This is a genomic window from Salinicola corii (assembly GCF_008298015.1).
Lineage (GTDB): Bacteria > Pseudomonadota > Gammaproteobacteria > Pseudomonadales > Halomonadaceae > Salinicola > Salinicola corii.
Map to the genome: position 1 here is coordinate 48,516 of NZ_VTPX01000005.1, position 24,176 is coordinate 72,691.

Annotated in this window: 23 protein-coding genes; 5 read left to right on the forward strand and 18 right to left on the reverse strand. The window is 61.4% G+C overall.

Annotation, left to right across the window (positions count from 1 at the left end; translation table 11 throughout):
* Positions 1–144: 144 nt before the first annotated feature.
* Positions 145–780: a peroxiredoxin gene (locus F0A16_RS10530; protein WP_149435360.1), complete on the forward strand. Its 636-nt coding sequence runs from the start codon at positions 145–147 to the stop codon at positions 778–780.
* Positions 781–888: 108 nt separating this feature from the next.
* On the opposite strand, the gene F0A16_RS10535 is transcribed toward F0A16_RS10530, so the two are convergent.
* The 12 genes from F0A16_RS10535 to hutU form a co-directional block, all read right to left on the reverse strand.
* Positions 889–1,842, reverse strand: a complete 954-nt coding sequence (locus tag F0A16_RS10535) for an ABC transporter ATP-binding protein (protein ID WP_149435361.1) — start codon at positions 1,840–1,842, stop codon at positions 889–891.
* 17 nt (positions 1,843–1,859) lie between these two features.
* Entirely contained in the window at positions 1,860–2,444 is a 585-nt protein-coding gene (locus F0A16_RS10540; protein WP_223119764.1) for an ABC transporter permease, read from the reverse strand.
* A 47-nt stretch (positions 2,445–2,491) separates the two neighbouring features.
* Positions 2,492–3,124 (reverse strand): ABC transporter permease, encoded by a 633-nt coding sequence (locus F0A16_RS10545; RefSeq protein ID WP_149435363.1) that lies wholly within the window; start codon positions 3,122–3,124, stop codon positions 2,492–2,494.
* Between the two features lie 43 nt (positions 3,125–3,167).
* Positions 3,168–3,989: a phosphate/phosphite/phosphonate ABC transporter substrate-binding protein gene (locus tag F0A16_RS10550; protein ID WP_223119765.1), complete on the reverse strand. Its 822-nt coding sequence runs from the start codon at positions 3,987–3,989 to the stop codon at positions 3,168–3,170.
* Entirely contained in the window at positions 3,989–4,993 is a 1,005-nt protein-coding gene (locus tag F0A16_RS10555; protein WP_149435364.1) for an ornithine cyclodeaminase family protein, read from the reverse strand. Before F0A16_RS10555 ends, F0A16_RS10550 begins: the two co-directional genes overlap by 1 nt.
* A gap of 68 nt (positions 4,994–5,061) precedes the next feature.
* Positions 5,062–5,949, reverse strand: coding sequence for a glycine betaine ABC transporter substrate-binding protein (locus F0A16_RS10560; RefSeq protein WP_149435365.1), 888 nt, complete (start codon positions 5,947–5,949; stop codon positions 5,062–5,064).
* Between the two features lie 44 nt (positions 5,950–5,993).
* Entirely contained in the window at positions 5,994–7,529 is a 1,536-nt protein-coding gene (locus tag F0A16_RS10565) for an HAL/PAL/TAL family ammonia-lyase (RefSeq protein ID WP_149435366.1), read from the reverse strand.
* A gap of 375 nt (positions 7,530–7,904) precedes the next feature.
* Positions 7,905–8,729 carry an N-formylglutamate deformylase gene (gene hutG, locus F0A16_RS10570; RefSeq protein ID WP_149435367.1) on the reverse strand — a complete coding sequence of 275 codons (825 nt, stop codon included), beginning with the start codon at positions 8,727–8,729 and terminating at the stop codon, positions 7,905–7,907.
* Positions 8,726–9,931 (reverse strand): imidazolonepropionase, encoded by a 1,206-nt coding sequence (gene hutI, locus F0A16_RS10575; RefSeq protein WP_149435368.1) that lies wholly within the window; start codon positions 9,929–9,931, stop codon positions 8,726–8,728. Before hutI ends, hutG begins: the two co-directional genes overlap by 4 nt.
* 30 nt (positions 9,932–9,961) lie before the next feature.
* On the reverse strand, positions 9,962–11,521 hold the full coding sequence (locus F0A16_RS10580) for an HAL/PAL/TAL family ammonia-lyase (protein WP_149435369.1): 1,560 nt from the start codon (positions 11,519–11,521) through the stop codon (positions 9,962–9,964).
* Between the two features lie 4 nt (positions 11,522–11,525).
* A complete protein-coding gene (locus tag F0A16_RS10585; protein WP_187775976.1) occupies positions 11,526–13,127 on the reverse strand; it encodes a BCCT family transporter in 1,602 nt (533 codons plus the stop codon).
* 117 nt (positions 13,128–13,244) lie between these two features.
* Entirely contained in the window at positions 13,245–14,912 is a 1,668-nt protein-coding gene (hutU, locus tag F0A16_RS10590; RefSeq protein WP_149435370.1) for a urocanate hydratase, read from the reverse strand.
* Between the two features lie 257 nt (positions 14,913–15,169).
* On the opposite strand from hutU, the gene F0A16_RS10595 reads away from it, so the two are divergent.
* Together F0A16_RS10595 and F0A16_RS10600 are read left to right on the forward strand one after the other, a co-directional pair.
* Positions 15,170–16,531 carry a formimidoylglutamate deiminase gene (locus F0A16_RS10595; protein ID WP_149435371.1) on the forward strand — a complete coding sequence of 454 codons (1,362 nt, stop codon included), beginning with the start codon at positions 15,170–15,172 and terminating at the stop codon, positions 16,529–16,531.
* 57 nt (positions 16,532–16,588) lie between these two features.
* Positions 16,589–17,905 (forward strand): YjiH family protein, encoded by a 1,317-nt coding sequence (locus F0A16_RS10600; protein ID WP_149435372.1) that lies wholly within the window; start codon positions 16,589–16,591, stop codon positions 17,903–17,905.
* 24 nt (positions 17,906–17,929) lie between these two features.
* On the opposite strand, the gene hutC is transcribed toward F0A16_RS10600, so the two are convergent.
* Both hutC and F0A16_RS10610 read right to left on the reverse strand, forming a co-directional pair.
* Positions 17,930–18,646 carry a histidine utilization repressor gene (gene hutC / locus F0A16_RS10605; protein ID WP_149435373.1) on the reverse strand — a complete coding sequence of 239 codons (717 nt, stop codon included), beginning with the start codon at positions 18,644–18,646 and terminating at the stop codon, positions 17,930–17,932.
* Complete coding sequence (locus F0A16_RS10610) at positions 18,643–19,320, reverse strand: HutD/Ves family protein (protein ID WP_149435374.1); 678 nt, start codon at positions 19,318–19,320, stop codon at positions 18,643–18,645. Before F0A16_RS10610 ends, hutC begins: the two co-directional genes overlap by 4 nt.
* Positions 19,321–19,449: 129 nt before the next feature.
* On the opposite strand from F0A16_RS10610, the gene F0A16_RS10615 reads away from it, so the two are divergent.
* Positions 19,450–20,316, forward strand: a complete 867-nt coding sequence (locus F0A16_RS10615; protein ID WP_149435375.1) for a glycine betaine ABC transporter substrate-binding protein — start codon at positions 19,450–19,452, stop codon at positions 20,314–20,316.
* Positions 20,317–20,388: 72 nt separating this feature from the next.
* On the opposite strand, the gene F0A16_RS10620 is transcribed toward F0A16_RS10615, so the two are convergent.
* Positions 20,389–20,595 (reverse strand): hypothetical protein, encoded by a 207-nt coding sequence (locus F0A16_RS10620; protein ID WP_149435376.1) that lies wholly within the window; start codon positions 20,593–20,595, stop codon positions 20,389–20,391.
* A gap of 157 nt (positions 20,596–20,752) precedes the next feature.
* Between F0A16_RS10620 and F0A16_RS10625 the strand changes: the two genes are divergently transcribed.
* A complete protein-coding gene (locus F0A16_RS10625) occupies positions 20,753–21,307 on the forward strand; it encodes a flavin reductase family protein (protein WP_149435377.1) in 555 nt (184 codons plus the stop codon).
* A gap of 16 nt (positions 21,308–21,323) precedes the next feature.
* Here the strand turns inward: F0A16_RS10625 and F0A16_RS10630 are convergent, their stop codons facing one another.
* From F0A16_RS10630 to F0A16_RS10640, 3 genes are read right to left on the reverse strand one after another with little or no spacing between them, the layout of a single operon-like run.
* Entirely contained in the window at positions 21,324–22,355 is a 1,032-nt protein-coding gene (locus F0A16_RS10630; protein WP_149435378.1) for a histone deacetylase family protein, read from the reverse strand.
* 36 nt (positions 22,356–22,391) lie between these two features.
* Entirely contained in the window at positions 22,392–23,336 is a 945-nt protein-coding gene (locus tag F0A16_RS10635; RefSeq protein WP_149435379.1) for a 2-hydroxyacid dehydrogenase, read from the reverse strand.
* A 2-nt stretch (positions 23,337–23,338) separates the two neighbouring features.
* Entirely contained in the window at positions 23,339–24,106 is a 768-nt protein-coding gene (locus F0A16_RS10640; protein ID WP_239023788.1) for a class II aldolase/adducin family protein, read from the reverse strand.
* Positions 24,107–24,176: the final 70 nt, after the last annotated feature.

Below are 24,176 nucleotides of genomic sequence, written 5' to 3' on the forward strand. Positions count from 1 at the left end.
TACGGCGGCGGCCTTTCGCGAAACGAATGGAATGGCATGTCGTTAGCGCGATCCATTGTTTCACAACCCCGCTTCGACTCGTCATGATGAGAGTCAATCTCAAAGGCTCCGACTGGGAGCCGCCACGGACTACAGGAGAAAGTCATGGCTTTGCAACTCGGCGATATCGCTCCCGATTTCACCCAGGAAAGCACCGACGGACCGATCAACTTCCACGAGTGGGCCGGCGACAGCTGGGTCATCCTGTTTTCTCATCCCGCCGATTTCACGCCGGTCTGCACCACCGAGCTGGGCGAAGTTTCACGTCTCAAGCCGGAATTCGAGCGCCGCAACACCAAGGCGATCGGCCTCTCCGTCGACCCACTGGACGATCACACGCGCTGGGTCGGCGATATCGAAGAGACCCAGGGCTGTGGGCTCAACTTCCCGTTGCTGGCCGACGCCGATCGGTCGGTGAGCGAGGCCTACGGCATGATCCATCCCAACGCCAGCGGCACCAACACCGTGCGTTCAGTATTCATCATCGACCCGGCCAGGAAGGTCCGCCTGACCATCACCTATCCGCCCAGCACCGGCCGCAACTTCGCCGAGATCCTGCGCGTGCTCGACAGCCTGCAGCTGACCGACAGCCACAAGGTCGCCACGCCGGTCAACTGGCAGGATGGCGACGACGTGATCATCGTGCCTTCGATCGACAACGAGAAGGCCAAGGAACTCTTCCCCAACGGCTGGGACGAGAAGAAGCCTTACCTGCGCGTCACCAAGCAGCCGAATAAATAACGGCTACGGCATCACCTCGGCGATGCCGGTCAAAAACCGGATATCATTGTTTATCGAGGAGCATCATATGATGCTCCATTCCTTAGACATTGCCCGTGTTGCGACCTTTCATGCTTCCGTGACTTCATATTGAGCAGAGAGGACGCGCTCACGAGGGAGATAGCCGACTCTACCACCGTCAGCGCCAACGATATCCAAACCATCGAGCCGCTCCGCCAGTATCAGCGAAAGCGCCGCGTGGAGGTTGGCTTCCTCAGAGATCGAGCGAGTCACACCGACATTTCGGGGAGGTTCCATCATCTGTCTGACGTTGATCAGCGCCAGGCGCTTGATCGCCCTGTCCTGACCCAGAAAACTTTCCACGAAGTCATTGGCAGGATTGGCGAGGATGGCTTCCGGCGTGTCGTACTGCAATAGTCGACCGTCGCGCATGATAGCAATGCGGTCGCCCATCTTGATCGCTTCATCGAGGTCGTGGGTCACGATGACCACCGTTTTACTCACCTTCCGCAGAATCTGTCGGAATTCATCCTGGAGACGCACCCGGGTGATCGGGTCAATGGCACCGAAGGGCTCGTCCATCAACATGATGTCGGGATCCGCTGCCAGCGCGCGGGCGAATCCTACGCGCTGACGCTGACCGCCCGACAGCTCATGCGGAAGACGCTTTCGCATGACGTCCGGGTCGAGCCCGACGAGGTCCAGGAGTTCATCGATCCGGCGTTCGGTTTCCGCCCTTTCCCAGCCCAGCAGACGTGGCACCGTAGCGATATTCCTTTCGATCGACATGTGGGGAAACAACCCCACTTGCTGGATGACGTAACCGATCGTTCTGCGTAGCGCCTTCGGGTCGACGTGCGCAATATCGTGACCGTCGACCAGAACCCTGCCACGGGACGGCGTCTCCAGACGGTTGATCATGCGCATAGTGGTAGTCTTGCCACAACCGGAGGGACCGATCATGGTAACCGTGGAGCCGCTTTCGATCTCCAGATCAAGATTTTCTACGGCATACTGATCGCTGCCAGGATAGACCTTGGTGATATGTTCGAGCTTGATCATCGGATGGTAATCCTTGTCTATCGTTTTTGTGTGAAGCGACGTTCAAGCCAACCGAAAAGTATCTCGGCGACAATCGCCAGCAGCGCGATGGGTAGAGCACCTACCAGCAAGCGAGGCATGTTCATGAGCGCGATGCCGGCGTTGACGAAGTCGCCGAGCCCGCCGCCACCGATGAACGAGGCCAGTGCCGCACCGCCGATAACCTGGATCGCACTGGTTCTCACACCCGTAATGATCGAGGGCATGGCCAGCGGCAATTCGATCTGCCACAGGATCTCTCGCCGCCCCATCCCCATGCCTTTGGCCGCATTGAGTACCGCCGGATCGATTTCACGGATACCGAGAATTGTGTTGAGCAGCAATGGCGGAATGGCGAGCACGATGAGGGCAACCAGCGAAGGCAGGAGCCCTATGCCGAGAAACGGCATGGTGGCGGCAAGTATCGCCAAGCTGGGAATCGAGCGCAGCGAACCAGCGGTGTTGACCGAAACGAATGCGGCTCTCGGCGAGCGCGCGACCATGAATCCCGTTGGGATAGAGATGAGTGCAGCAAGGCCCAGCGAGATGACACACATCAGCATGTGCCGGTTGAAGGCGACCATGAACGTGGAGCGATTGTCCAGAATCCAGGTAATGGCATCGGTGACTATCATCGAGCCTCCCTCCCAGAACGACGGCGTAAGCGGTCTTCGAGAGCGGAGAGCAGATAGTCGGTAGACAACGCCAGCAGCGCAGTCAGCACGCCACTGGCAATGATCTTCTCGGAGAACCGTTGGTTGATGCCTTCGAAGATGATCTCGCCAATCCCGCCGGCGTTGATGTAGGCCGCTACAGTGGCAATACCGATCAGGGTCACCGTGGCAATGCGAATGCCACCGACAATGAAAGGTAGTGCCAATGGCAGCTCCACCTCACAGATACGTCGCCAGGTCCCATAACCCATGCCATGAGCAGCCTCGAGCACTTCTCGGGGGATGGACTGAAAGCCAAGGCCGATGTTGCGTACCAGAATCATCAGCGAATACGCCGCCAGTCCGATGATGGCTGGTGCCTTGCCGATACCGAGCACAGGAATAAATAGCGCGAACAGCGCCAGGCTCGGGATAGCGAACAGGATCCCGGTGATGATCACGGTGACGTTGAAAGCACGCGGACGCCGTGCGACCCAGATACCCACGGTCAGGGAAATGATGAGGGCAATGGCAATCGAGGAGAACACCAGATAGAGATGTTCGATCAACGCTTCGAGCAATCGGTCGAGATTGTTGGGAACCCATTTCATCGCATAAGCTCTTGTTGTTCGGGAGAATAGTCCAGCCAGCGTCTCACCAGCTACCGCCGAGTTGGCAAGTGGCGATCTCGGCTCGGGCCGATAGCTCACGGATTGCCGCCATATCAGGCAACTCGAATCGACGAATGCCGAGCGCTGCCATACGCCTCCGCCCCTCGCGATCCTCGTGAGCCATCAGTAACGACTGTCTCAACGCATCGACGACCTCATCCGGCTGCGACCGCGATGCCACCAATGGTGGAAAAGGCGCCGGACGGGTGATATCGAGAATGGCGAGCGAAGCCAGGATGTCGGGATCGTGACGCCGCAGGAGCTCATAACCGAAGGCATCGACGGCACCGATATCGACGACGCCACGGTGAATGGCATCGATCATGCCCCGAGGGTTGAGTAGCGGGCCATGCGCCGCAGGCCCCGGCATCCGCCCACAGGTCAGGGCCAGATACTCGCGAGGGGCATGGTAGCCGGACTGGGAATCCGTCACCGTCCAGCCCCATCGTAAAGCGGTCAGATCGGCAGACGAGATATTCCCGCCAGCCCGCGTCACCAGATAACTGGCATACTGCGCCCGACCCTCGCTCCACTCGGCGTTGGGGACGGCCGACACGAGCGCATGCGGTTGTTCCTCTTCCGGCAATTGGGAATAGGGGTAACCACACATGAACGCCATGCCGAGATCCGTGCGCTGCCACAACGCCGACAGCGATGCCGGGGCCGCGTGACCGATAATCTCCAGCGCCACCCCACTGACAGCGGCAAGCCAATGGAACAGTTCATCCCAGCACTGGCGGCTCAGCGGACTGACGTTGTACATGCGGGAACAGGCGACGACCGCCCCGCGACTGACGGTAGCCATCAGGCGAAGCGAATCTTCTGACCGAGGTTCATCGACTTCGCCTTGTCGAGCATCGCCACGCCCAGCGCGATATCGCTCGTACTGAGTCCACGGTGCCAGAACAAGAGGGTCTCGTCGTCGCTCTCGCGCCCCGGCCTTAGACCGGCGACGATCTGGCCGATTTCGGCATGCAAGGACTTCTCGGTCACCTTGCCACTGTCGACATGGTAACGCAGGGCTCCGTAGGGTCGCCCCGGGGCACACTGTCCCCAGTCGTCGACGACCACCTTGTCCATGACATCGGTAATGTCGTTCTCCAACGCGCTCATAGTGCCGTAGGGGATGACCAGCGCGCCCTTCTTGATCCACTCGGTCTTGAACAGCGGCGTAGGCTCCGGCAAGCGGCTGGCCTCCAGCATGATGTCGGCCCCGTCGAGACAGTCCTGCCAGTTATCGGTCACAACGATCTTCTTGCCGAGATCGGCTTCCAGACGTTCGGCAAACATCGTGCGACTCTCTTCCCGGCGCGAGTGAACGCGAATCTCATCGAAATCGAACAGATGGTCGAGCAGGCGCACGTTCCAGTAGGAAGTGCCTCTAGCTCCAACATGACCGAGTATCCGGCTGTCGCTGCGAGCGAGGTATTTGGCTCCCAGTGCGGTCAGGGCACCAGTGCGCATATCGGTGATGGCAGTCGCATCCACGATGGCACGTGGCATCCCGGTCTCCGGATCGAACAGGTTCAGCACCGCCATCTCTGACGGAAGCCCCTTCTTGTAGTTGTCCACGAAGTCGCCGACGATTTTGACCCCGGCCACTCCCAACGGCTTGATGTAGCCCCGCAACACATTGAAATGGCCTTTGTCGGAACTCTCGGGCACTAGATGGACCCGAGGTTCGATCACCGTTTCACGACGGCCTTGCGCAGCCAGGGAAGCCTCGACTGCCGAGAGAATCTCATCGTTGGTTAGATCGAGCGCGGCGGTGTCGAGGGCATTGAGGTAGTCGATCCAGATTTCCTGCATGTTGTTGTTCCCGAGGTTCTTAAAGATAGTGGCTTGAAAATGGATGCTCTGTCGGAAGCCGAAACCGGTCAATCGACGAGACCTTCCTCATGCAGGAAATCAGCGACGATATCGGCCGGTTCCTCATGATCCCGTTCGAATTTCGCGTTGAGTCGACGCATGATGGAGTTATCGAGATGGGAACCGACCGACTCCAGAATTTCCTGGATGTCCGGATGCGCATCGAGCACCTCCTGACGCACTACCGGCGCCACGTAATAAGGAGGGAACAGTCCTTTGTCGTCATTCAGTACCTTGAGATCGCCGCTGTCGAGTTGCCAGTCGGTGGCATAACCGTTGGAGACGTCGATATCTCCCTGGTTCAGAGCGTCATAACGTAAGCCAAGATTGGTGAATTGCCGGAATTCCTTGAACGTAGCGCCATAGACCCGCTCGAGCCCGGGAAGGCCATCGGCGCGCTCGGGGAACTCCGGCCCCCCACCGAACACCATGTCGCCAGCGACGCTGGCCAGATCCGATAGAGACTCGAGGCCGTCTTTCTTCGCTGTTTCATCACGCATGATGATCACATAGCCATTATTGATCCCGGTCGGCGCAAGCCAGCGCAGGTTCAATTGGTCCGCGTAGTAGTCGCTAACCTCGTCGTAAACCACCTGCTCGTCGGTCGAGATGGTGCCATGGACCACCGATGTCAGCGCGGTTCCGGTATACTCCGGGTAGAGATCGATGCCCCCCGAGGTGATGGCTTGGTGGGCAATCAGCGTACCGCCAAGATTGATCTTCCTTTCGACCTCATAGCCGGCATTCTCGAGTAGCTCGGCATAGATTTCGGCGAGAATGTACTGTTCCGAGAAGTTCTTGCTGCCGACCACGATCGGGTCTGCCATGGCCTGTGTCGTGGTCAGCGACGATGTCAAAGCCAATGCTGAAGCCATCGGAATAATGAATGTTTTCATTGTTTTCCTCCTGGAGCGTTATTGTTGCTGTCGTGTGAGGTGAGTTATGGATCCAGATCAGCCGTCGGCGAAATTTGTTTTGTTATCAAACGATTGATCGTTTCGAAATCACAGTTGTGAGGTCTGTCTTCATGCAAGGCAGCGACATGTTCGCGCACGAAAGCCAAGGCTTTCCGGGTACCATGACCGAGGGCATTGGACGCACTACGCAAATCCACCGCCTGGGCGGAAACCACCAACTCGATCGACACCAGCCAGCGCATGCGCTCGACGACTTCCGCGACGTTCGCCAACGTGCTGGGAGCAAGTGAGGCATGATCCTCGACTCCATCAGCGACGGGGATGGCAGACATTGGCATAGGAGCGGCGAAGTGACGAATCTCCGCTTCGAGCATCGAGACGGTCTTCTGCACAGTGGCAAAACCGGTACGACTCTGACCCAACGGAGTGAGAAAACGCGGCAATCCGGAATCGTGCGGCGACATCAGCTTCATGATGCGATGAGCGGTGGCATTGGCACTTTGCGCTATGGCCAGAGCAAGCCGCGCCCAACTCAATGTAAAGGCTGTGGTATCGAAGTTGCCGTTCGGTAGCACCAGTGCCTCATCCGCCAGGATGACCGGGTTGTCACCGCCGCTTGCCAGCTCGATACGCGTCGCCTCGCGCGCTTCGTCGAGCGCGTGCATGACAGCGCCCAGAATCTGCGGCAGGCAACGATAACTGAGCGGGTCCTGAAGCTTCCTCGCAGTCCCTTCTGCCATCAGCTCACCACCGCGAAGATGAGCGAGTAATCGAGAGGCTGCCTGCCGCTGACCAAAGGCCGGGCGAACCGCCATGGCCCGTTCATCGAAGGCATTGGTGTTGGCGCGGAAACCTTCGCAGTTCAGGGCGGCGGCAAGACAGGACCAATCCAGCAAACGCCCAATATCCGCCAGCCGCAAGCAGGCTTGGCCAACCGAGAAGCTGTTGGCAGCCACCAGGGCATGCCCATCCCGGGGGCCCAACTCCAGGGGTACGAGACCAGCGCGGGCGAGTGCCTCCCCGGCATCGAGCACCTGGCCCTGCCATTCCACTCGGCCATCCCCCATCAGCGCCCGGGTCATTTGCGCAAGCTGTGCCAGGTCCGCCGCCCCCAGCGAGCCGTGCCGAGGGATGACTGGATGAAAGCCCGCATTGATGGCGTCGATCAGTCGGGTCAGCACGATCGGAGAAACGCCACTGCCACCTGCCGCCAACCCGCAGGCCCTTGCCACCATCATCGCTCTGACGGCTTCGCGTGGCACACTGTCACCAACAGCTACGGAACGTGCCAGGGGAACCCGGTTCTGGAATGCAACCAAATCGTCGGCGTCCAGTGTCGTATCGACCCCAGCGCCCAAGCCGGTCGTCAATCCGTAGGTGGGTAACTGTTCCGCAACGCTGCGTTCGACGACCCAACGCGCCGCCGCGAGTCTAGACTCGATCTCGGGAGAGACGGTCAACCAGGCTTTTCCGCAGGCGATAGCCGCGACATCGTCAACATCGAGTGGCAACGTATCAGGGAGGAGCCGATACGAAGGAGCTGATGCAAAGGAACTCATGTAATGCTACCTCCATGTCGGCCACTCACTGCTGAGAGGTGCCGGCAATTTGATTATTGTTGTCTTTGCGGTGGAGCTTCAACGCGACCACTATGTATATACAATCACTCTTTCAGTGGAGCTGCAACAGCAATCAAGCTGTCCTCGTAACGAGGTCATGGAGGTCATTGCATGAGTTCAATATTTGAGATTATTTGTATATACAAATAAAAACCATAACCCCTCACCGAGATTTCATTACATCGTCCAAGTATCGAGCCGTAGGGCTTACCAATGCCCAGTGCCGGCGCCGTCGTCAGGCGCGCGGGCGTTTTCATGGCCGACCCCAGCCATGAGAATGAACCGTCACGGGTTCCAGCCATCGTCAAACGAATGCTAGCACTGTGGCGGCCGCCACTGCGTCAAGGCGAGCAGCAGCCGCTCGAGCACCGGCTTAACACATCCGGCACGTGCCGCCCGATAAGGAAACAAAGATGCGGCGTCATACGCCTGATCGCTCTCGGGCTCGTCCATGTAGGTAGCCTGGGAAAGCTCGAGTTGTACCGCGTGCACGTAATCGGCGGGATTGCCATAACAGCGCGTGATATAGCCACCCTTGAAGCGACCGTTGATCACCCAAGTGTAGTCATTCTGCCCCTTACAGATCGTCTGCAACTGCTCTGCCAGCGTCGGATCACAGCTGGCACCATCGAACGTGCCAAGGTTGATATCCGGTAGTTGTCCCTCGAACAGGCGTGGTACCCGCGAACGGATCGAGTGCGCATCGAACAGCACAACGTAGCCAAAGCGCTGCCTCAGTCGTTCGAGCTCGGCTCTCAGCGCTTGGTGATAAGGCCGCCAAACGTGTTCCAGCGCCCAGGCACGGGCCTCGGGAGAGGGTTCCCCTTGCCCCTGGTAGAGTGGCTGGCCGTCGAAGTCCGTCTCGGGGAACAAACCCGTGGTGGCACCAGCGTAGAGCGGGGTGTCATCCGCCGGTCGATTGAGATCGATCACGTAACGGGAGTATTCGGCCTGCAAGCGGCTGCAGCCCAGCGTTTCGACAAAATCGTAAAGCCTAGGGATATGCCAGTCCGTATCCAGCAGCGAACGTGCTCGCGCCTCCAGATTTCCTTCCATTCCTGGCGCCAGACGAACACCGGCATGTGGCATGGAGATCAGTAGCGGCGTGTCACCCCGAACAAGCCGATAACTCTGTGTCATGACTGCACCTCCCGTCCTGCCTTGAACCGGGTCACCGGCAACTGTCCTCCCATCCAATAAGCCAACTCGGCCGGCCCGGTCACGTCCCACGCCACTGCGTCGGCTACCTTGCCAACCTCGAGCGAACCGTGGGTCTCGTCTATACCCAGCGCCCTGGCAGCATTGAGTGTCACTCCCGCCAAGGCCTCCTCCGGCGTCAGGCGGAACAGCGTGCAAGCGAGATTCATCATCAGCCGCAGCGACAGCACCGGCGAGGTGCCGGGATTGAGGTCACTGGCCAGCGCTATGGCGACGCCGTGCTCGCGAAACGCCTCGATCGGCGGCACCCGGGTCTCCCGCAGCGTCAGAAACGCGCCGGGCAGCAGCACGGCGGTGGTGCCGCTGGCTGCCATGGCCCGTGCATCGTCGTCGTTGGCGTACTCGACGTGATCGGCCGACAGCGCGCCGAACTCGGCCGCCAGCTGGCAGCCCCCCAGGCGCGACAGTTGCTCGGCGTGCAGCTTGACCGGCAGGCCGAGCCGGCGTGCCGTCTCGAATACCCGCCGCATCTGTGCCGGAGAAAACGCAATGCCCTCGCAGAAGCCGTCGACGGCATCGATCAGCCCCTCTCCCGCCAGCGTCGGCAGGATCGTCTCGCACACCAGCTCGATGTAGTCATCGCTGCGCTCGGCATACTCCGGCGGCAGGGCGTGGGCGGCGAGGCAAGTCGTCTTTACCGTCACGGGCAGGCGTTTGCCCAGTTCGCGGGCGACCTGCAGCATGCGCCGTTCGCTGTCGAGATCGAGACCGTAGCCGGACTTGATCTCGAGCGTGGTAACGCCTTCGGCCAGCAGCAGCCGCGCTCGCGCTTCGGCACTCGCGTAGAGCGTCTCGAAGTCGGTCTCCCGGGTCGCTCTGACACTGCTGACGATCCCGCCGCCCTGACGTGCGATCGTCTCGTAGTCGACACCCTCCAGACGCTGCTCGAACTCACCGCTGCGGTCGCCCCCGAACACGAGATGGGTGTGGCAGTCGATCAGCCCCGGCGTCAGCCAGCGACCACCGAGGTCGTGGATGGCATCGAACGCCTGCGCGGCCAGATCGTCGGCTTTGCCGATCCAGTCGATCCGCCCATCGACAATGACGAGAGCCGCGTCAGTGATGAGGGAGTAGCGGCCGTCAGCCATGGTGATGGCGTGACAGTGGTGCCAGAGCTGGGTCATGGGCGATTGCCTCCATTCGGTCGGGGATGATTACGTCAGGGTGAGGGCGCGCGTTTCCGGCGGACCACTCAGGGTCGTCGCCACGGCTTCTGGGATCGCGGCGGAGCGCATCGCCGAGAAGGCTCGCTCGATATCCCGGGAGAGCGGATGCTCCTCCTCGTAGATGTCGACCAGGGCGCGCAGCCATCGCCATGCCGCGCTGGTACCGGTCGCGAAGCGCTCGCTCGGCAGCAGATCGAAGGCCTGCGCCGCGCACAGCCACTCGATGGCGATGATGCGAAAGGCGTTGTCCAGCGCGGCATCCAGCTTCAGCGCGGCGCTGTCGCCGAGGCTGAGGTGATCCTCCTGCAGTGCGGAAGTCAGGTAGTTGTCGATCACCGCCGGCTGCGCCAGGCGCTTGTTGTCGGCGGCGAGCGAAGCGGCCGTGTACTGCGCGATCATCAGCCCGGACTTCATCCCGCTCTCGGCGGAGAGAAACGGCGGCAGGCCACTGTGAAGACCACTCACTTCGGGCGTCACGAGACGGTAGATGCGCCGCTCCGATATCGCGCTCCATTCCGCCACCGCCATCGCCAACTGGTCGCAGGCCAGGGCGATCGACTCGCCATGGGGATTGGCTTGCGAAACGACCCGGTAGCCTTCGGCGTTCTTCAGCAGCAAAGGATTGTCGGTGGCGCTGTTCAACTCGCGGTCGATCTGTTGTGCCGCGTGTGCCAGCTGGTCGCGACAGGCGCCGTGGACCTGAGGGATGGCACGCAGACTCAGGGCGTCCTGCAGATGCCCGCCGCGTCGAGCAGCGAGCCACGGACTATCGTGCAGAAGCTCGCGCAGGGTGGCGCCGCAGATCTGCATACCCAGTTGGGGCTTGAGTGCGAGGACATCGGCATCGAACGCCGCCAGTTGACCACCCAGCGCATCGAAGCTCATCGCCGCGCCGACGTCCGCCCAAGCGCTCAAGCGATTGGCGCCATCCAGTGCCAGGCAGGCCAACCCCGTCATGGCCGGGGTGCCATTGACCAGACTCAAGCCGTCCTTGGCGCCCAAGGTCACCGGCGCCTTGCCGATCCGCGCCAGCGCTGCTTCGGCGCTCATGACGCCGCCCTCGTGGCGAACCTCGCCGATGCCGATCATCGCCAGGCCGATATGCGCCATGTGGGTGAGATACCCCACCGAGCCCTGTCCCGGCACCACCGGCGTCACCCCATGGTTGAGAAAGTCGAGGAGCCGCTCGACGATCTGGGGACTGATTCCCGAATGACCGTGGCTGTAATTGACCACGGCGGTCGCCATGATCGCGCGGACCTGATCGTCGCGCAGGGGGGCACCGACGCAACAGGCGTGACTCATCAGGGTGTGGTAGGAGAGACGCTGGAGCTGGTCCGGCGCCAGGCGCACGTGGCAGAGCGCACCGAGGCCGGTATTGATGCCGTAATAACGCGTCTCCTCCCGAGCGAACGCCTCCACGGCCTGGCGAGCCTCTCGGACCTTGGTCCAGCGCCCTTCATGGAGCGCCAACTGCGCGCCATGGCGGGCCACGTCGACGATGGCGCGCCAGGAAACTGTCTCGTTGCCAAGCGTGACGGTCTTCATCGCCTCAACCCTCGATCGCCGTTGTGGAGCCGCTGGCCGCGTCCTCGGGCAGCGCCGTGGCGATGGCGCTTTCACGTCCGTAGATCAGCGCCTTGACGCTCGCGGCGAGCACGAGAACGAACAGGAAGACCACGAAGAAGCCACCCGCCGCCGCGAGATACTTGATGCCATCGACGCCCTGCTCACCACCCCCGAAGGCAACCATGACGTAGGCGATGACGCTGATCGACACGCCCCACAGAATCTTCTGGAAGGTGGGCGATTCATCCTCGGCGGTCATGCCACGAGTACAGATCGTGGCGATGGTCGCCGACATGGAATCCGCTGCCGTGGCGAACGACAGAATCAGCGCCAGAATCGTGGCCGGCACCAGCAACCAGGCTAGCGGCAGTTGATGCAGAAAGCCCCACAAGCCAGCCACGGCGCCATCCTGATCGATGATCGAGGCCAGATCGAGCGTGCCGTCCAATTGCCACTTGATCGCACTGCCGCCCCAGACCGTGAACCAGACGATGCCGAAGATCGCCGGCAGAACCCAGTTGATCATCAGAAATTCGCGCAGCGTCCTCCCGTAGGAGATGCGCGCCAGGAACAGGCCCATCAGCGGCGCGTAGGCGATCCAGATCGACCAGTCGTACATCGTCCACCAGGTCACCAGCGCTTCACCGCCCAGCTCCTTGGTGTCGAAAGACCAGGTGAAGAAGTTGTTCAGCCAATATCCGATGCTGGTGGTGGACAGGTTCAGCATGTAGACCACCGGCCCGATAATCAGCAACAGAGCCAGCATGCCGTAGTAGAGATAAGCGTTCAGCGAAGACAGGTAGCGGATGCCGCGCTTGAGCCCCGACACCGAGGAGGCAATGAAAATCACCGTGATGATGGCCACCAGCACCAGCCAGGTCGTCGGGCCAACGCTGATGCCGTATTCCTCCTGCACCCCTGAGCCAATCAGAGCGACGCCGGCACCCAACGATGAAGCCAGACCGAGCGCAATCGCCAGTACCGAGACGATGTCGATGATGGCGGTGACCGTCGGTCGCCGATGATGATCACCGATGATCGGAGAGATCGCCGCGGATATCGAGAATCGCTGACGGCGGTTGTAGTGCATGTAGGCGATCATCATGCCGACCACGGCGTACATGGCGTAGGGAATGAAGCTCCAGTTGTGGAAGCTGCGTGCCAGCGCGAAAACCGCCGACTCGCCGCTACCCGGCGCGAAGCCCTGATTGTCGATTTCACCGTAGACATTACCCATGTAGATAATGGGTTCGTTGACGGCGTAGGTCACGACCCCCGTCGCAATACCGCCGGTCAGCGCCATCGCGAAGGTCGACATCAGCGAGAATTTCGGCTTCGCATCCGGCCCGCCGAGACGAATATTGCCCACCTTCGAGCAGAAGACGTATCCGACCACGGCCAGAGCCGACACGGCGACCAGTTGATAGAGCCAGGCAAAGTCGGAAAGCGTCAGGTAGAAAATATCCTGTGTGACGTCGATCAGCAGTTCGTTATCGACCAGACCGATGATCGCAGCGACGGCAACGATCAAGAACGTCGGGATGAACACGCTGAGCTTGATGCTTTTCGGTGCGGGTTTTGACATTTTTATACCCTGAGATGAAGGTTTAGAACGGCGCGTAAGCCCACGACGAGTGGGTGATATCAGCAGTCGGGGTCTCGCGGAAACCGGCACCCCAATGCGGCTGCCGGCCCGAATGCGTTACTTGACCATTGGCAGGTCGAGACCCTGCTCCCTGGCGCAATCGATGGCGATGTCATAACCCGCGTCGGCATGACGCATGACGCCAGTGGCCGGGTCGTTGTGCAGAACGCGAGCGATACGCCGAGCCGCGTCGTCGCTGCCGTCACAGACGATCACCATGCCAGCGTGCTGAGAGAAGCCCATGCCGACGCCGCCACCATGATGGAGCGAGACCCAGGTGGCACCGCTGGCAGTGTTGAGCAGCGCGTTGAGCAGCGGCCAGTCGGAAACTGCGTCAGAGCCATCCTGCATGCTCTCGGTTTCTCGGTTGGGGCTGGCCACCGAACCGGAGTCGAGATGGTCGCGACCGATGACCACTGGCGCGGAGAGCTCGCCGCTGCGCACCATTTCATTGAACGCCAGCCCCAGCTTCTCGCGCAGGCCCAGACCGACCCAGCAGATACGTGCCGGCAGCCCTTGGAAGCTGATGCGCTCTCGTGCCATGTCGAGCCAGCGATGCAGGTGCGCGTCATCGGGGATCAGTTCCTTCACCTTGGCATCGGTCTTGTAGATGTCCTGCGGATCGCCGGACAGCGCGGCCCAGCGGAACGGGCCAATGCCCCGGCAGAACAGCGGCCGGATATAGGCGGGAACGAAGCCTGGGAAGTCGAAGGCGTTGGCAACGCCCTCCTCCTGCGCCATCTGGCGGATGTTGTTGCCGTAGTCGAAGGTGGGGATGCCCTGCTCGGCAAACGCCAGCATAGCGCGCACATGTTCGGCCATCGACGCCTTGGCCGCCTTGACCACCGCCTGCGGCTCGGTCTTGCCACGCGCGCGATAGTCCTCCCAGCGCCAACCGGCCGGCAGATAACCGTTGAGCGGATCGTGGGCACTGGTCTGGTCGGTGACCATGTCCGGGCGTGCGCCACGGCGTACCAGTTCAGGCAGAATTTCAGCCGCATTACCATGCAGGGCGATGGAAACCGCCTTGCCTTCGACGGTGTAGCGCTCTATCCGGGCCAGGGCATCGTCCAGATCTTCCGCCTGTTCGTCGACATAGCGTGTACGCAGGCGAAAGTCGATACGTGATTGCTGGCACTCGATGTTGAGCGAACAGGCGCCCGCCAACGTTGCCGCCAGCGGCTGCGCGCCGCCCATCCCGCCGAGCCCCGCCGTCAGGATCCAGCGCCCGGCGAGCTTGCCGTCGTAATGCTGGCGCCCCGCCTCGACGAACGTCTCGTAGGTCCCTTGAACGATGCCCTGGGAGCCGATGTAGATCCACGAGCCCGCGGTCATCTGGCCGTACATCATCAACCCCTTGGCATCGAGCTCGTTGAAATGCTCCCAGTCGGCCCAGTGTGGAACCAGGTTGGAGTTGGCAATCAGAACCCTCGGCGCATCGGCATGCGTCCTGAACACGCCGACCGGCTTACCCGACTGCACCAACAGCGTTTCATCCGTCTCGAGCGTTTTCAGCGTGGCAACGATCGCGTCGAAACATTCCCAATCGCGTGCCGCGCGGCCGATGCCGCCATAGACGACCAGTTCTTTCGGGTTCTCGGCCACGTCCGGGTCGAGGTTGTTCATCAGCATGCGCATCGGCGCCTCGGTCAACCAGCTCTTGGCAGTCAACGTCGAACCGTGAGGGGCGCGAATGTCGATATCACGAAAACGAGAATGAGTCATGAGTACTCCGGGCAGTCGATAACGGGACGAGAACGTTGGCCGAGACGGCGAGCTCTACCATTGAATATGTATATACATTACCCTGTCAAATGTCGGCAGCCAAGTGTGTCATCAAAAATCGAGTAATTCCTGATTTCTCCAATTATGGTGCATAAATGGGCATTAACCGCACCAAAACAATGCAGATCGAGACGCTTGAATCCTGCCACCGGACACGCTATATGTATATACAATAAATTGCACCAAAGAGGCCCGGGATGCCAAAGACCTACTTCGCTACTGCCGCACTGCTGCCCGACGGATGGCGACACGACGTACGGATCCGTGTCGATGACAGAGGGTTCATCGACAACGTGACCGCCGATGCCACTGCAGACGAGGCGGAACGCCTCGGCGGACCCGTGCTGCCCGGCATGCCCAACCTCCACTCTCACGCCTTTCAGCGCGCCATGGCCGGTGTCGCCGAGATCGCCTCTGACAAGGCGGACAGTTTCTGGAGCTGGCGTAACCACATGTATGGCCTGGTGGATCGCCTCACACCTGAAGACGTGGGCGTTATCGCACGCGCACTCTACGTCGAGCTGCTCAGAGGGGGCTACACCCAAGTCGGCGAGTTCCACTATCTGCATCACGATCCGCAGGGCCACGCCTATGCCGACCCGGCGGCGATGTCGCATGCCTTGCTGGAAGCGGCGGATGCCAGTGGAATCGGCATGACCTTGCTGCCGGTACTCTACGCCCACAGCGATTTCGGCGGTCAACCACCCAGCCACGGCCAGCGGCGTTTCATCCACTCGCCGGAAACCTACCTCGAATTACTGGCGCAGCTCACACCACGGTGCTCCGAGAACCCGCGTCTGTGCCTGGGCACGGCGCTGCACTCGCTCCGCGCGGTGACACTCGAGGAGATCGAAACGGTGCTTGCAGCCAATCCCGCCGGCCCGCGTCACATCCACATCTCCGAACAGGTGAAAGAGGTCGAGGCAAGCATCGCCTGGAGCGGCCAACGTCCCGTCCAGTGGCTGCTGGACAACGTCGAGCTCGACTCAAGGTGGTGTCTGATTCATGCCACCCATCTCGACGACGCCGAAGTGCGGGGTATTGCCGCCAGCGGTGCCGTGGTCGGTCTCTGCCCCACCACCGAAGCCAACCTCGGCGACGGTGTCTTCCCCGCGGCGCGTTACGCTGAGCTAGACGGGCGCTGGGGCATCGGCTCGGACAGTCATGTCTCGCGGAATGTGGTCGAGGAGCTACGTTGGCTCGAATACGGTCAGCGTCTGATGACACACCGGAGGAACGTACTGCATGACGTCGAGCGGAGAGGGGTAGGCGATTGGCTCTACCGACAGGCGGTGACCGGCGGCGCCCTCGCCTCGGGGCAGCCGATCGGAGAGTTGGCGGTCGGCAAGCGCGCCGACTGGCTCGTGCTCGATGGGCAAGATCCCGATCTTGCCGCCAGCGACGACGCCTCGCGCCTCGGGCGTTGGCTGTTCGGGGGGTCCCGCTCGCAGATTCGCGACGTCATGGTCGCCGGTCACTGGCAAATCCGTGATCACCGGCATGCGCTGGATGACGTCAATCGACGCGAACTGGGTGCACTGCTCAAAACACTCGCCTGAGGCCCCACGCAACGATACCCACGCTCGCCAATACAATAATCGACAACGGTAACGACGATGGATACGACCGATAAGCCTTTCGAGCCCACGCTGCGAACACGGGCAAAAATGATCATGCCGAGCGCACTCGGCATTCTCATCTTCTTCGTTCCGATATCGATCGCCGGTACCCGCACGATACTGCTCGATCATCTGGTGACGGCCATTCGTCATGGTCTTGGCTCCAGCGTCAATTTACTTGCACTGGCCGTTATCGTCGCCGGGGCCATCCATCCGCTCTACACCGGACGCTGGCGGCAGAGCCGAACCGAAGCCGTTCTGACGCTCTTCAAGGTGATGGGCACGCTGGTCGCGGGCATGGCGATCAGCGGTATCGGCCCAGAGGCACTGTTCGCACCGGACATGCTGCCTTTTCTGTTCGATAAACTGGTGATCTCGGTGGGCTTGATCGTTCCCGTCGGCGCAGTCTTTCTGGCGTTGCTGATCAACTACGGGCTCATGGAGAGTGTCGGCGTGCTCTGTCAGCCATTGATGCGTCCGCTATGGCGTACGCCGGGGCGATCGGCAATCGACGCGGTGGCGTCTTTCGTCGGCAGTTACTCGATCGGGCTGCTGATTACCAACCGCGTGTACCGGGCCGGACGATATTCGGCGCGTGAAGCGGCCATCATCGCCACAGGTTTCTCGACCGTCTCGGCCACCTTCATGATCATCGTCGCCCGAACGCTCGACCTGATGGCGATCTGGAATCTCTACTTCTGGATCACCCTACTGATCACGTTCATCGTTACCGCCATCAGTGTACGGTTGCCTCCGCTGGCGCGGATGGATGATCGCGTGGCAGTCGCGGAGGCGAAGACATTTTCCGGCTCTCGTCTACGCCATGCCTGGGAAGAAGGCCTCAAGGCAGCGGACCGCGCGCCCCGACTCGGCGAGAGCGTCGTGACCAACCTGAAGGAAGGCCTGCTGATGACCATGAGTATTCTCCCGACCATTCTGTCGGTGGGCTTGCTCGGACTGCTGCTGGCCAAATACACGCCGGTGTTCGAATGGCTGGGCCTTCTGTTCTATCCGCTGATCGCGCTGTTCGGACTAGAGGAAGCGCGAGAGCTATCCCAGGCAGTGGCGTCCGGCATGGCGGAGATGTTTCTGCCCGCCCTGCTGATGGCGGATGCCTCGTTGCCGGCGCGTTTCGCTGCTGGGGTCGTGTCGGTATCGACGATCCTTTTCTTTTCCGCGTCCATTCCCTGCATCATGTCGACGCAGATTCCGCTGTCGGTGGGAAAGATCCTGGTGATCTGGTTTCAGCGCACCTTCTTGAGTGTGGCGCTTGCGGTTCCCGCCGGCTATCTCGTCGCTGCCTGGGTCAGTTGAAACCGCGGCCACTGTCCAACCGACTCAAGCCGTTGGTGCGTGCGCCATGGAACGCAGCTTGTAACGGTCACCGGGATGGATGAGATGCGCGTAGCTGATCAGGCGATCGCCGGACCAAGTGCGCCGTCGCACGCTCAGACACGGCATGGCTTCTGCGACATCGAGTTGTAAGGCGATCTCGATGTCCGGGAGGATCGCCTCGACGATATGTTCCATATCGCTGATAGGACAAGCCGCTACCAGTACCTCATTGGGCGTGTGGCGGTGAAAGTCAGCCTCCAGATAGGCCGGCACCCAACGCGGGTTGACGTAACGATTCTCCAACTGGATCGGCCGACCATTTTCGAGATGAATCAGGCGCGAGTGATAGAGCCTGGTGCCAACCTTGACCCCCATGCGCATGGCAATCTCGTCGTCAGCCACAACGCTCTCCAATGTCAGCACACGGCTGGCATATTCGTGACCGCGTCCCCGCACCTCGTCGGCGATATTGTTGATCTCGACCAGTGGCGATTCGGAACGGCGGTCGGCAACGAAAGTACCAATACCCGACTGGCGCCAGAGATACCCCTCCTGCACCAGGTCGCGGATCGCTTTATTGGCGGTCATGCGACTGACGCCGAATGTCTCCGCCAGCGCCTCCTCTGGCGGGATCTGGTGGTCCACGGGAAACTCACCACTATGGATCCTGTCGAGCAGATACTGCTTGATAACTTTGTAACGTGGAGGCTGGGGGCTCACTTACGCTCCTTCGATGATAGCTGTGCCGGGTAGATCGCGATCAGAAAACCGGCAACGGACGTGTCTGCCAGAACCGTAGGCGCAGGGGCATCGAAGCATCGTTCGTTGCGCCTCGCGGGATGGCTTTTCAAAACCAGCGTATCGCCTGCCATCCAGGTACATCCGCCCTGACTCGGCTGCGTCGGGCAGGCGGCCAGCACGAACCAAGCCGCCTCACAACCTTTGGGGCAGACGACGTCATCCCAGTGGCACGGCTTCATGCTGCCATCCCATCGCGCTGGATCGAACATCAGGTTCAGCGCCAGGCTGGGGCCTTCTGGCAAGCGGCAGTCGACGGGTTCGCCTCCCGAGAAAACGACCGACTCAGCGAGCGATAGCCCAACCTCGCGGTCACCGAAGGCCAGCGTGACGGGATGACGACCAAGCACGCCAAAGCAGCGCTGCCAACCGCTGAAAGAAGAGAACGGGCCGGCCCGGTCCAGATCGGCAATCGACAGGCGCCAGCCGGGCTCGCTGGCACTGGCATCGCATGCCACTTCACGAGTCGTACCACCGCCATTCTTCCAGCGCACCGCCTCCAGATTGCGCCATGGCAAGCAGTGAACGGTTTCCAGCGACAAGGTCATACGCGTCTCGATCCGATAGTGGGTCATCTGTTTCAGCCGCGCTTGCATGACACGGCTGACACGATGATCGAAGCATTGAAATTAATGTATATACATTATATAAACATTCGACGCGTGACCCCAGTCACTACCGTACCTTTTCAGACAACAACATCAATAAACCAAAAAGGATGTCGCATGTCCCCTTTCAAAAATCTACTGGTCGGTGGCGGTCTCCTCATCGCCGGCATGAGCATGAGTGCCGTGAGCGCGGCGAATACCCCGATTACCATCGGTACCAACAACTGGGCCGAGAATATCGCCATTTCCCACATGTGGCAGCAACTGCTCGGTGAAAAGGGATTCGATGTCTCGCTCAGCGAAGTCTCCAAGCCGATCCTGTTCGGCGGGCTGGCGGCGGGCGATATCGACATCTCGCTGGAAGTCTGGCTGCCGAGCGACAATTCGTTCATCGAACCCTACAGCGATCGCATCGATCTCCATGGCACCTGGTACGACGATGCTCTCGACGCGCTAGTCGTGCCATCCTACGTCGACGATATCAATTCCGTTGCCGATCTCGAGCGTCATGCCGAGGATTTCGAGTATCAGGGCGAGCCGACGATCTTCGGCATCGAGCCCGGCTCGACCATCGCCGACGAGACCGACGCTGCCATCGAACAGTATCAACTGCCATTCCGTCAGCTCAGCAGCAGCGAATCGGCGATGATGGCGCAGCTCAAGGAAGCGTATCGCGAGAAGCAGCCGGTTGCCGTCACCCTGTGGCAACCGCACTGGGCATTCGCCGAGTACGATCTGAAGATTCTCGACGATCCGAAGAAGACCTTCAGCGCCGGCGAGCAGATCAAGTGGGTATCGCACCACGGTTTCGGCGATGACAACCCCGGGCTCAAGGCGATGCTGGATGCCTGGCACATGACACCGGAACAGCTGTCCCAATTGATGCTGGAAATCGAGAACACGGGCGACCCGGACAAGGGTGCGGCACAGTGGATCGCCGCCAACCGCGATCTCGTCGATGGCTGGCTCGCCGCCAGGCCATAACCGCGTTCATCACCAGCGCAAAAAAATCCTGGCCATCAGCCAGGATTTTTCATGCCGACAACTCGGCGATCATCAGCAGCGCGTGCAGTGCTTCAGGGTTTCGGCCTCGTCGCTCTCGAGCCGCGGGGTGCGTCGCGGCGATGCCGGCGACCGGCGCAACGGATGCAGCAGCACATTCGAACGCAGCATCGTCGACAGCATGGCGCGAACCACGTGCGCGAGCACGTAGACAACCACGGCCATAACGATCAACGCCTTGATGCGCCCTGAAATCTTCACGCTGCTTCTCCTTGAATGGGGGGTATCGGGGGGAATGACACGGAGGATATAACCACACGACTGTGACGAAAAATTGAAGGCGTCGATAACCGGTATGCGAGTCATCGATGTCGGTGGTCTATGCTGAAGCCACAGTATCGGCCGAGAGGTACCTGGCTTGAGACCGTCGAAGACCGATTTTCCGCTGGACCAATGCCGCTGCCATCTGGAAACGGGGCCGATCGTGCTGGTCGGCTCCCACTGGCGGGGCGAACGCAATCTGATGGTGATGGGCTGGCACATGATGCTCGGCTTCGCGCCGGCACACTTCGGCTGCCTGATTACCGCCGGCAACCACAGCCATCGTCTGGTGCGCGAAAGCCGCGAATGCACGATCAACGTGCCCACGCTCGAGCTCGTCGACGCGGTCGTCGGTGTCGGCAACAGTGACGGCGACGCGATCGACAAGTTCGATGCCTTCGGTCTGACACCGGAGGAGGGAGAGATCGTCTCGGCACCGCTGGTCGCCGAGTGTTACGCCAGCTTCGAATGCCGTCTGGCCGACGACAGCCAGATCGACCGCCACGAGCTGTTCATCTGGGAGATCGTCAAGGCCCATGTCGACACTTCGATCGAGCTTCCCCGCACGCTCCACTACCGCGGCCATGGCCGCTTCATGGTCGCCGGCGACGAAGTCGACCGATCGGGGGACTTCCGGGTGCAGAATCTGTAGAAGCCATCGCGGGCAGCTATGTTTTCAACAGCCCCGCGAAAAAGCTCACCGCGTTGGCCTCGAGCCCTTCCAGGTAGTAGCCGCCCTCCTGCACCACCAGCGTCGGCAGGTCGAGACCGGCGATGGCGCGACCGAGCTTGCCGAATCCCGGCGTGGAGACCGACACCCTGGCCTGGGGATCCTTCTCGTGGATATCGAAGCCCAACGCCAGTACCAGCGCATCCGGTTCGAACAGACGAATCGCCTGGCAGGCTTGTTCGAGACGCTCGAAGAACACCGCTTCGGGTGAGCCGTGGGGCATCGGTAGATTGAGGTTGTAACCCAGCCCCGCGCCGCGCCCGCGCTCGTTCTCGAAGCCGGTGACCGCCGGGTAGAAGTTGGTGGTGTCGCCATGGATCGAGATGTACATGACGTCATCGCGCTCGTAGAAGATCTCCTGCACGCCCTGGCCGTGATGCATGTCGGTGTCGAGCACGACGACGCGCGGATAGCGCGAGGTCAGATGCTGCGCCGCGATGGCGGCGTTGTTGAGAAAGCAGAAGCCCCCGGCGGAGTCGATGCCGGCGTGGTGCCCCGGCGGGCGCGACAGCGTATAGGCGAAGCGCTCGCCCGCCAGCAGCGCTTCGGCGCCGGCCGCCGCGCTCTGGGCCGCCCAGTAAGCCGCCTGCCAGGTGTGCTCCCCCACCGGGGCGCTGCCATCCGCCAGATAGCGCGCGGCTTCGGCGAGAATCCCGCGCAGCGCATTGGGCGAGCGCACGAAGATGCTGGAGATCACCTCTTCGCCCCAATCTTCGCCCCCGTTCTCGCTGACATCGTGCCAGCGTCGATGGGCACTCTCGAGAAAGCGCAGGTAGGGCAGCGAGTGCACCGCGCGCAGCGGCGCGACGCCACGATCCGGAGGCGTCTGAATCTCGAAGCCGAGACGTCTGGCCGCCGTCAGCAGGTGCTCGGCGCGGTCGCGAACTTCCTGGGGTTGGCGCATCTTGCCGCGGGAAAAATAGGTCTGCGGCTGGTGCAGCAACTGGTCGTCGTGGAAGAAGGTCTTCATCGATGTTGTCCTTGTCATCCGCAGTCCACCTGATCCTCAATAGCCCGCGTGGCGATCCACGACGCTTGCCGGCAGCTGGCCGTCACCCATCCGCGCCATCGCTTCGGCGACCTCTTGAGCCACCTGGTTCGGCGTCGAATCGCAGGCGTCGTGGGGCGTAATCACGATCCGCTGGTGATGCCAGAACGGGTGAGCCTGCGGCAGCGGTTCGATCGCGAACACGTCCAGCGAGGCTGCCGAAAGCTGGCCGTTCTCCAGCGCCGCGAGCAGGTCGGCCTCGATGAGGTGCTCGCCGCGACCGACATGGACCAGCGCCGCCCCCGAAGGCAGCCGCGAGAACAGTTCGGCATTCAGGATACCGCGGGTTTCAGCGGTCAGTGGCAGCAGATTGATCAGGATGTCGCTGCGCGCCGCGAGCCGTTCGAGACCGTCGGTGCCGCTGAAGCCCTCGACGCCAGCCGGCAGATTGCGCCCGCTGCGGGAGTGGATCGCGACGTCATAATCCAGCGCCGTGAGCGCCCTCGCCACCGCGCCACCCATCTTGCCCGCCCCCAGCAGGCCGATGCGGACATCGCCGGCATCGCGCTTGGGCAACCGCTGCCAGTGCCGCTGGCGCTGATTGGCCAGATAGTCGCCGAAGCGGCGGTGGTGCCACAGCACGTGCCAAGTCACGAAACCCGCCATCATCTGCGCCTGGGACTCGCCGGCAATGCGCATCAGCGGCACGTCCCCAGGCAGGCTCGCACTCGCCAGGATGCCGTTGACGCCGGCCGCGATCGACGACACCAGGCGCAGGTTGGGATAGGGCCGAAAATCGTCGGCACCCGGGTCCCACGCCAGCGCCAGCGTCACCGCTTCTGGGTCGACGACCTCCTGCGGCAGCGCCAGACGGATATGCGGCGCCGTGCGTTCGAAGGCAGCGATATAGTCGCGCATGATCTCCGGGGAGCCCAGCAGCACGCCTTGAATCGTCCGCGCCATGCTCAGCCCTCTAAGTCCGGCTGGATGCGCTTCAGCAGCCGCAGGTAGGCGTCCCACTCCGGATCGTGGTCGGTGACGCCGTGATCCGAATCCCACTGTTCATACTGCCGGGCGGTATGCTCGGCCAGCGCATCGTCCACGCGCCGAACCTTCATGCCGCTGCCCATCAGCGCCAGCTGTGCCTGGCAGCTGCGCTCCAGATTGTGCATCCGCTTGAACGCCTCTCCCACGGTACGCCCGCACACCAGCATGCCGTGGTTGCGCAGCACCATGATCGGCTTGTCGCCGAGATCGGCCACCAGCCGCTCGCGCTCGGCCAGATCCAGCGCGATGCCCTCGTAGTCGTGGTAGGCGGTGCGGCCATGGAACTCCATCGACCACTGGTTCAGCGGCAGCAGCCCCTCTTCGAGACAGGAGACCGCCACCCCGGCCACCGAGTGCGTATGCAGCACGCAGTGCACGTCCGGTCGTGCCTCGTGGATCGCGCTGTGGATGGTGAAGCCGGCCTTGTTGACCCCCGCGCCCTCTGGATCGTCGATCACGTTGCCTTCGAGATCGATGGTGACCAGATTGGCCGCGGTCACCTCCTCGAAGCGATAGCCGTAGGGGTTGATCAGGAAGTGCTCCTTGCCGGCCTCGGCCCGCGCGGAGATATGCGTATAGATGCTGTCGTCGAGCCCGAAGTGGGCGATCAGCCGGTAGGCGGCCGCCAGATCCCGGCGCGCTGCCTGCCGGGCCGTGTCATGAGGCGCATCGGTCACCATGTTCATCGTCGATCTCCTGGTTGGCGCTGGATCATCGTTGTGCTTGTGGGAGGGTCGCCGGCCGCCGTTACCATGA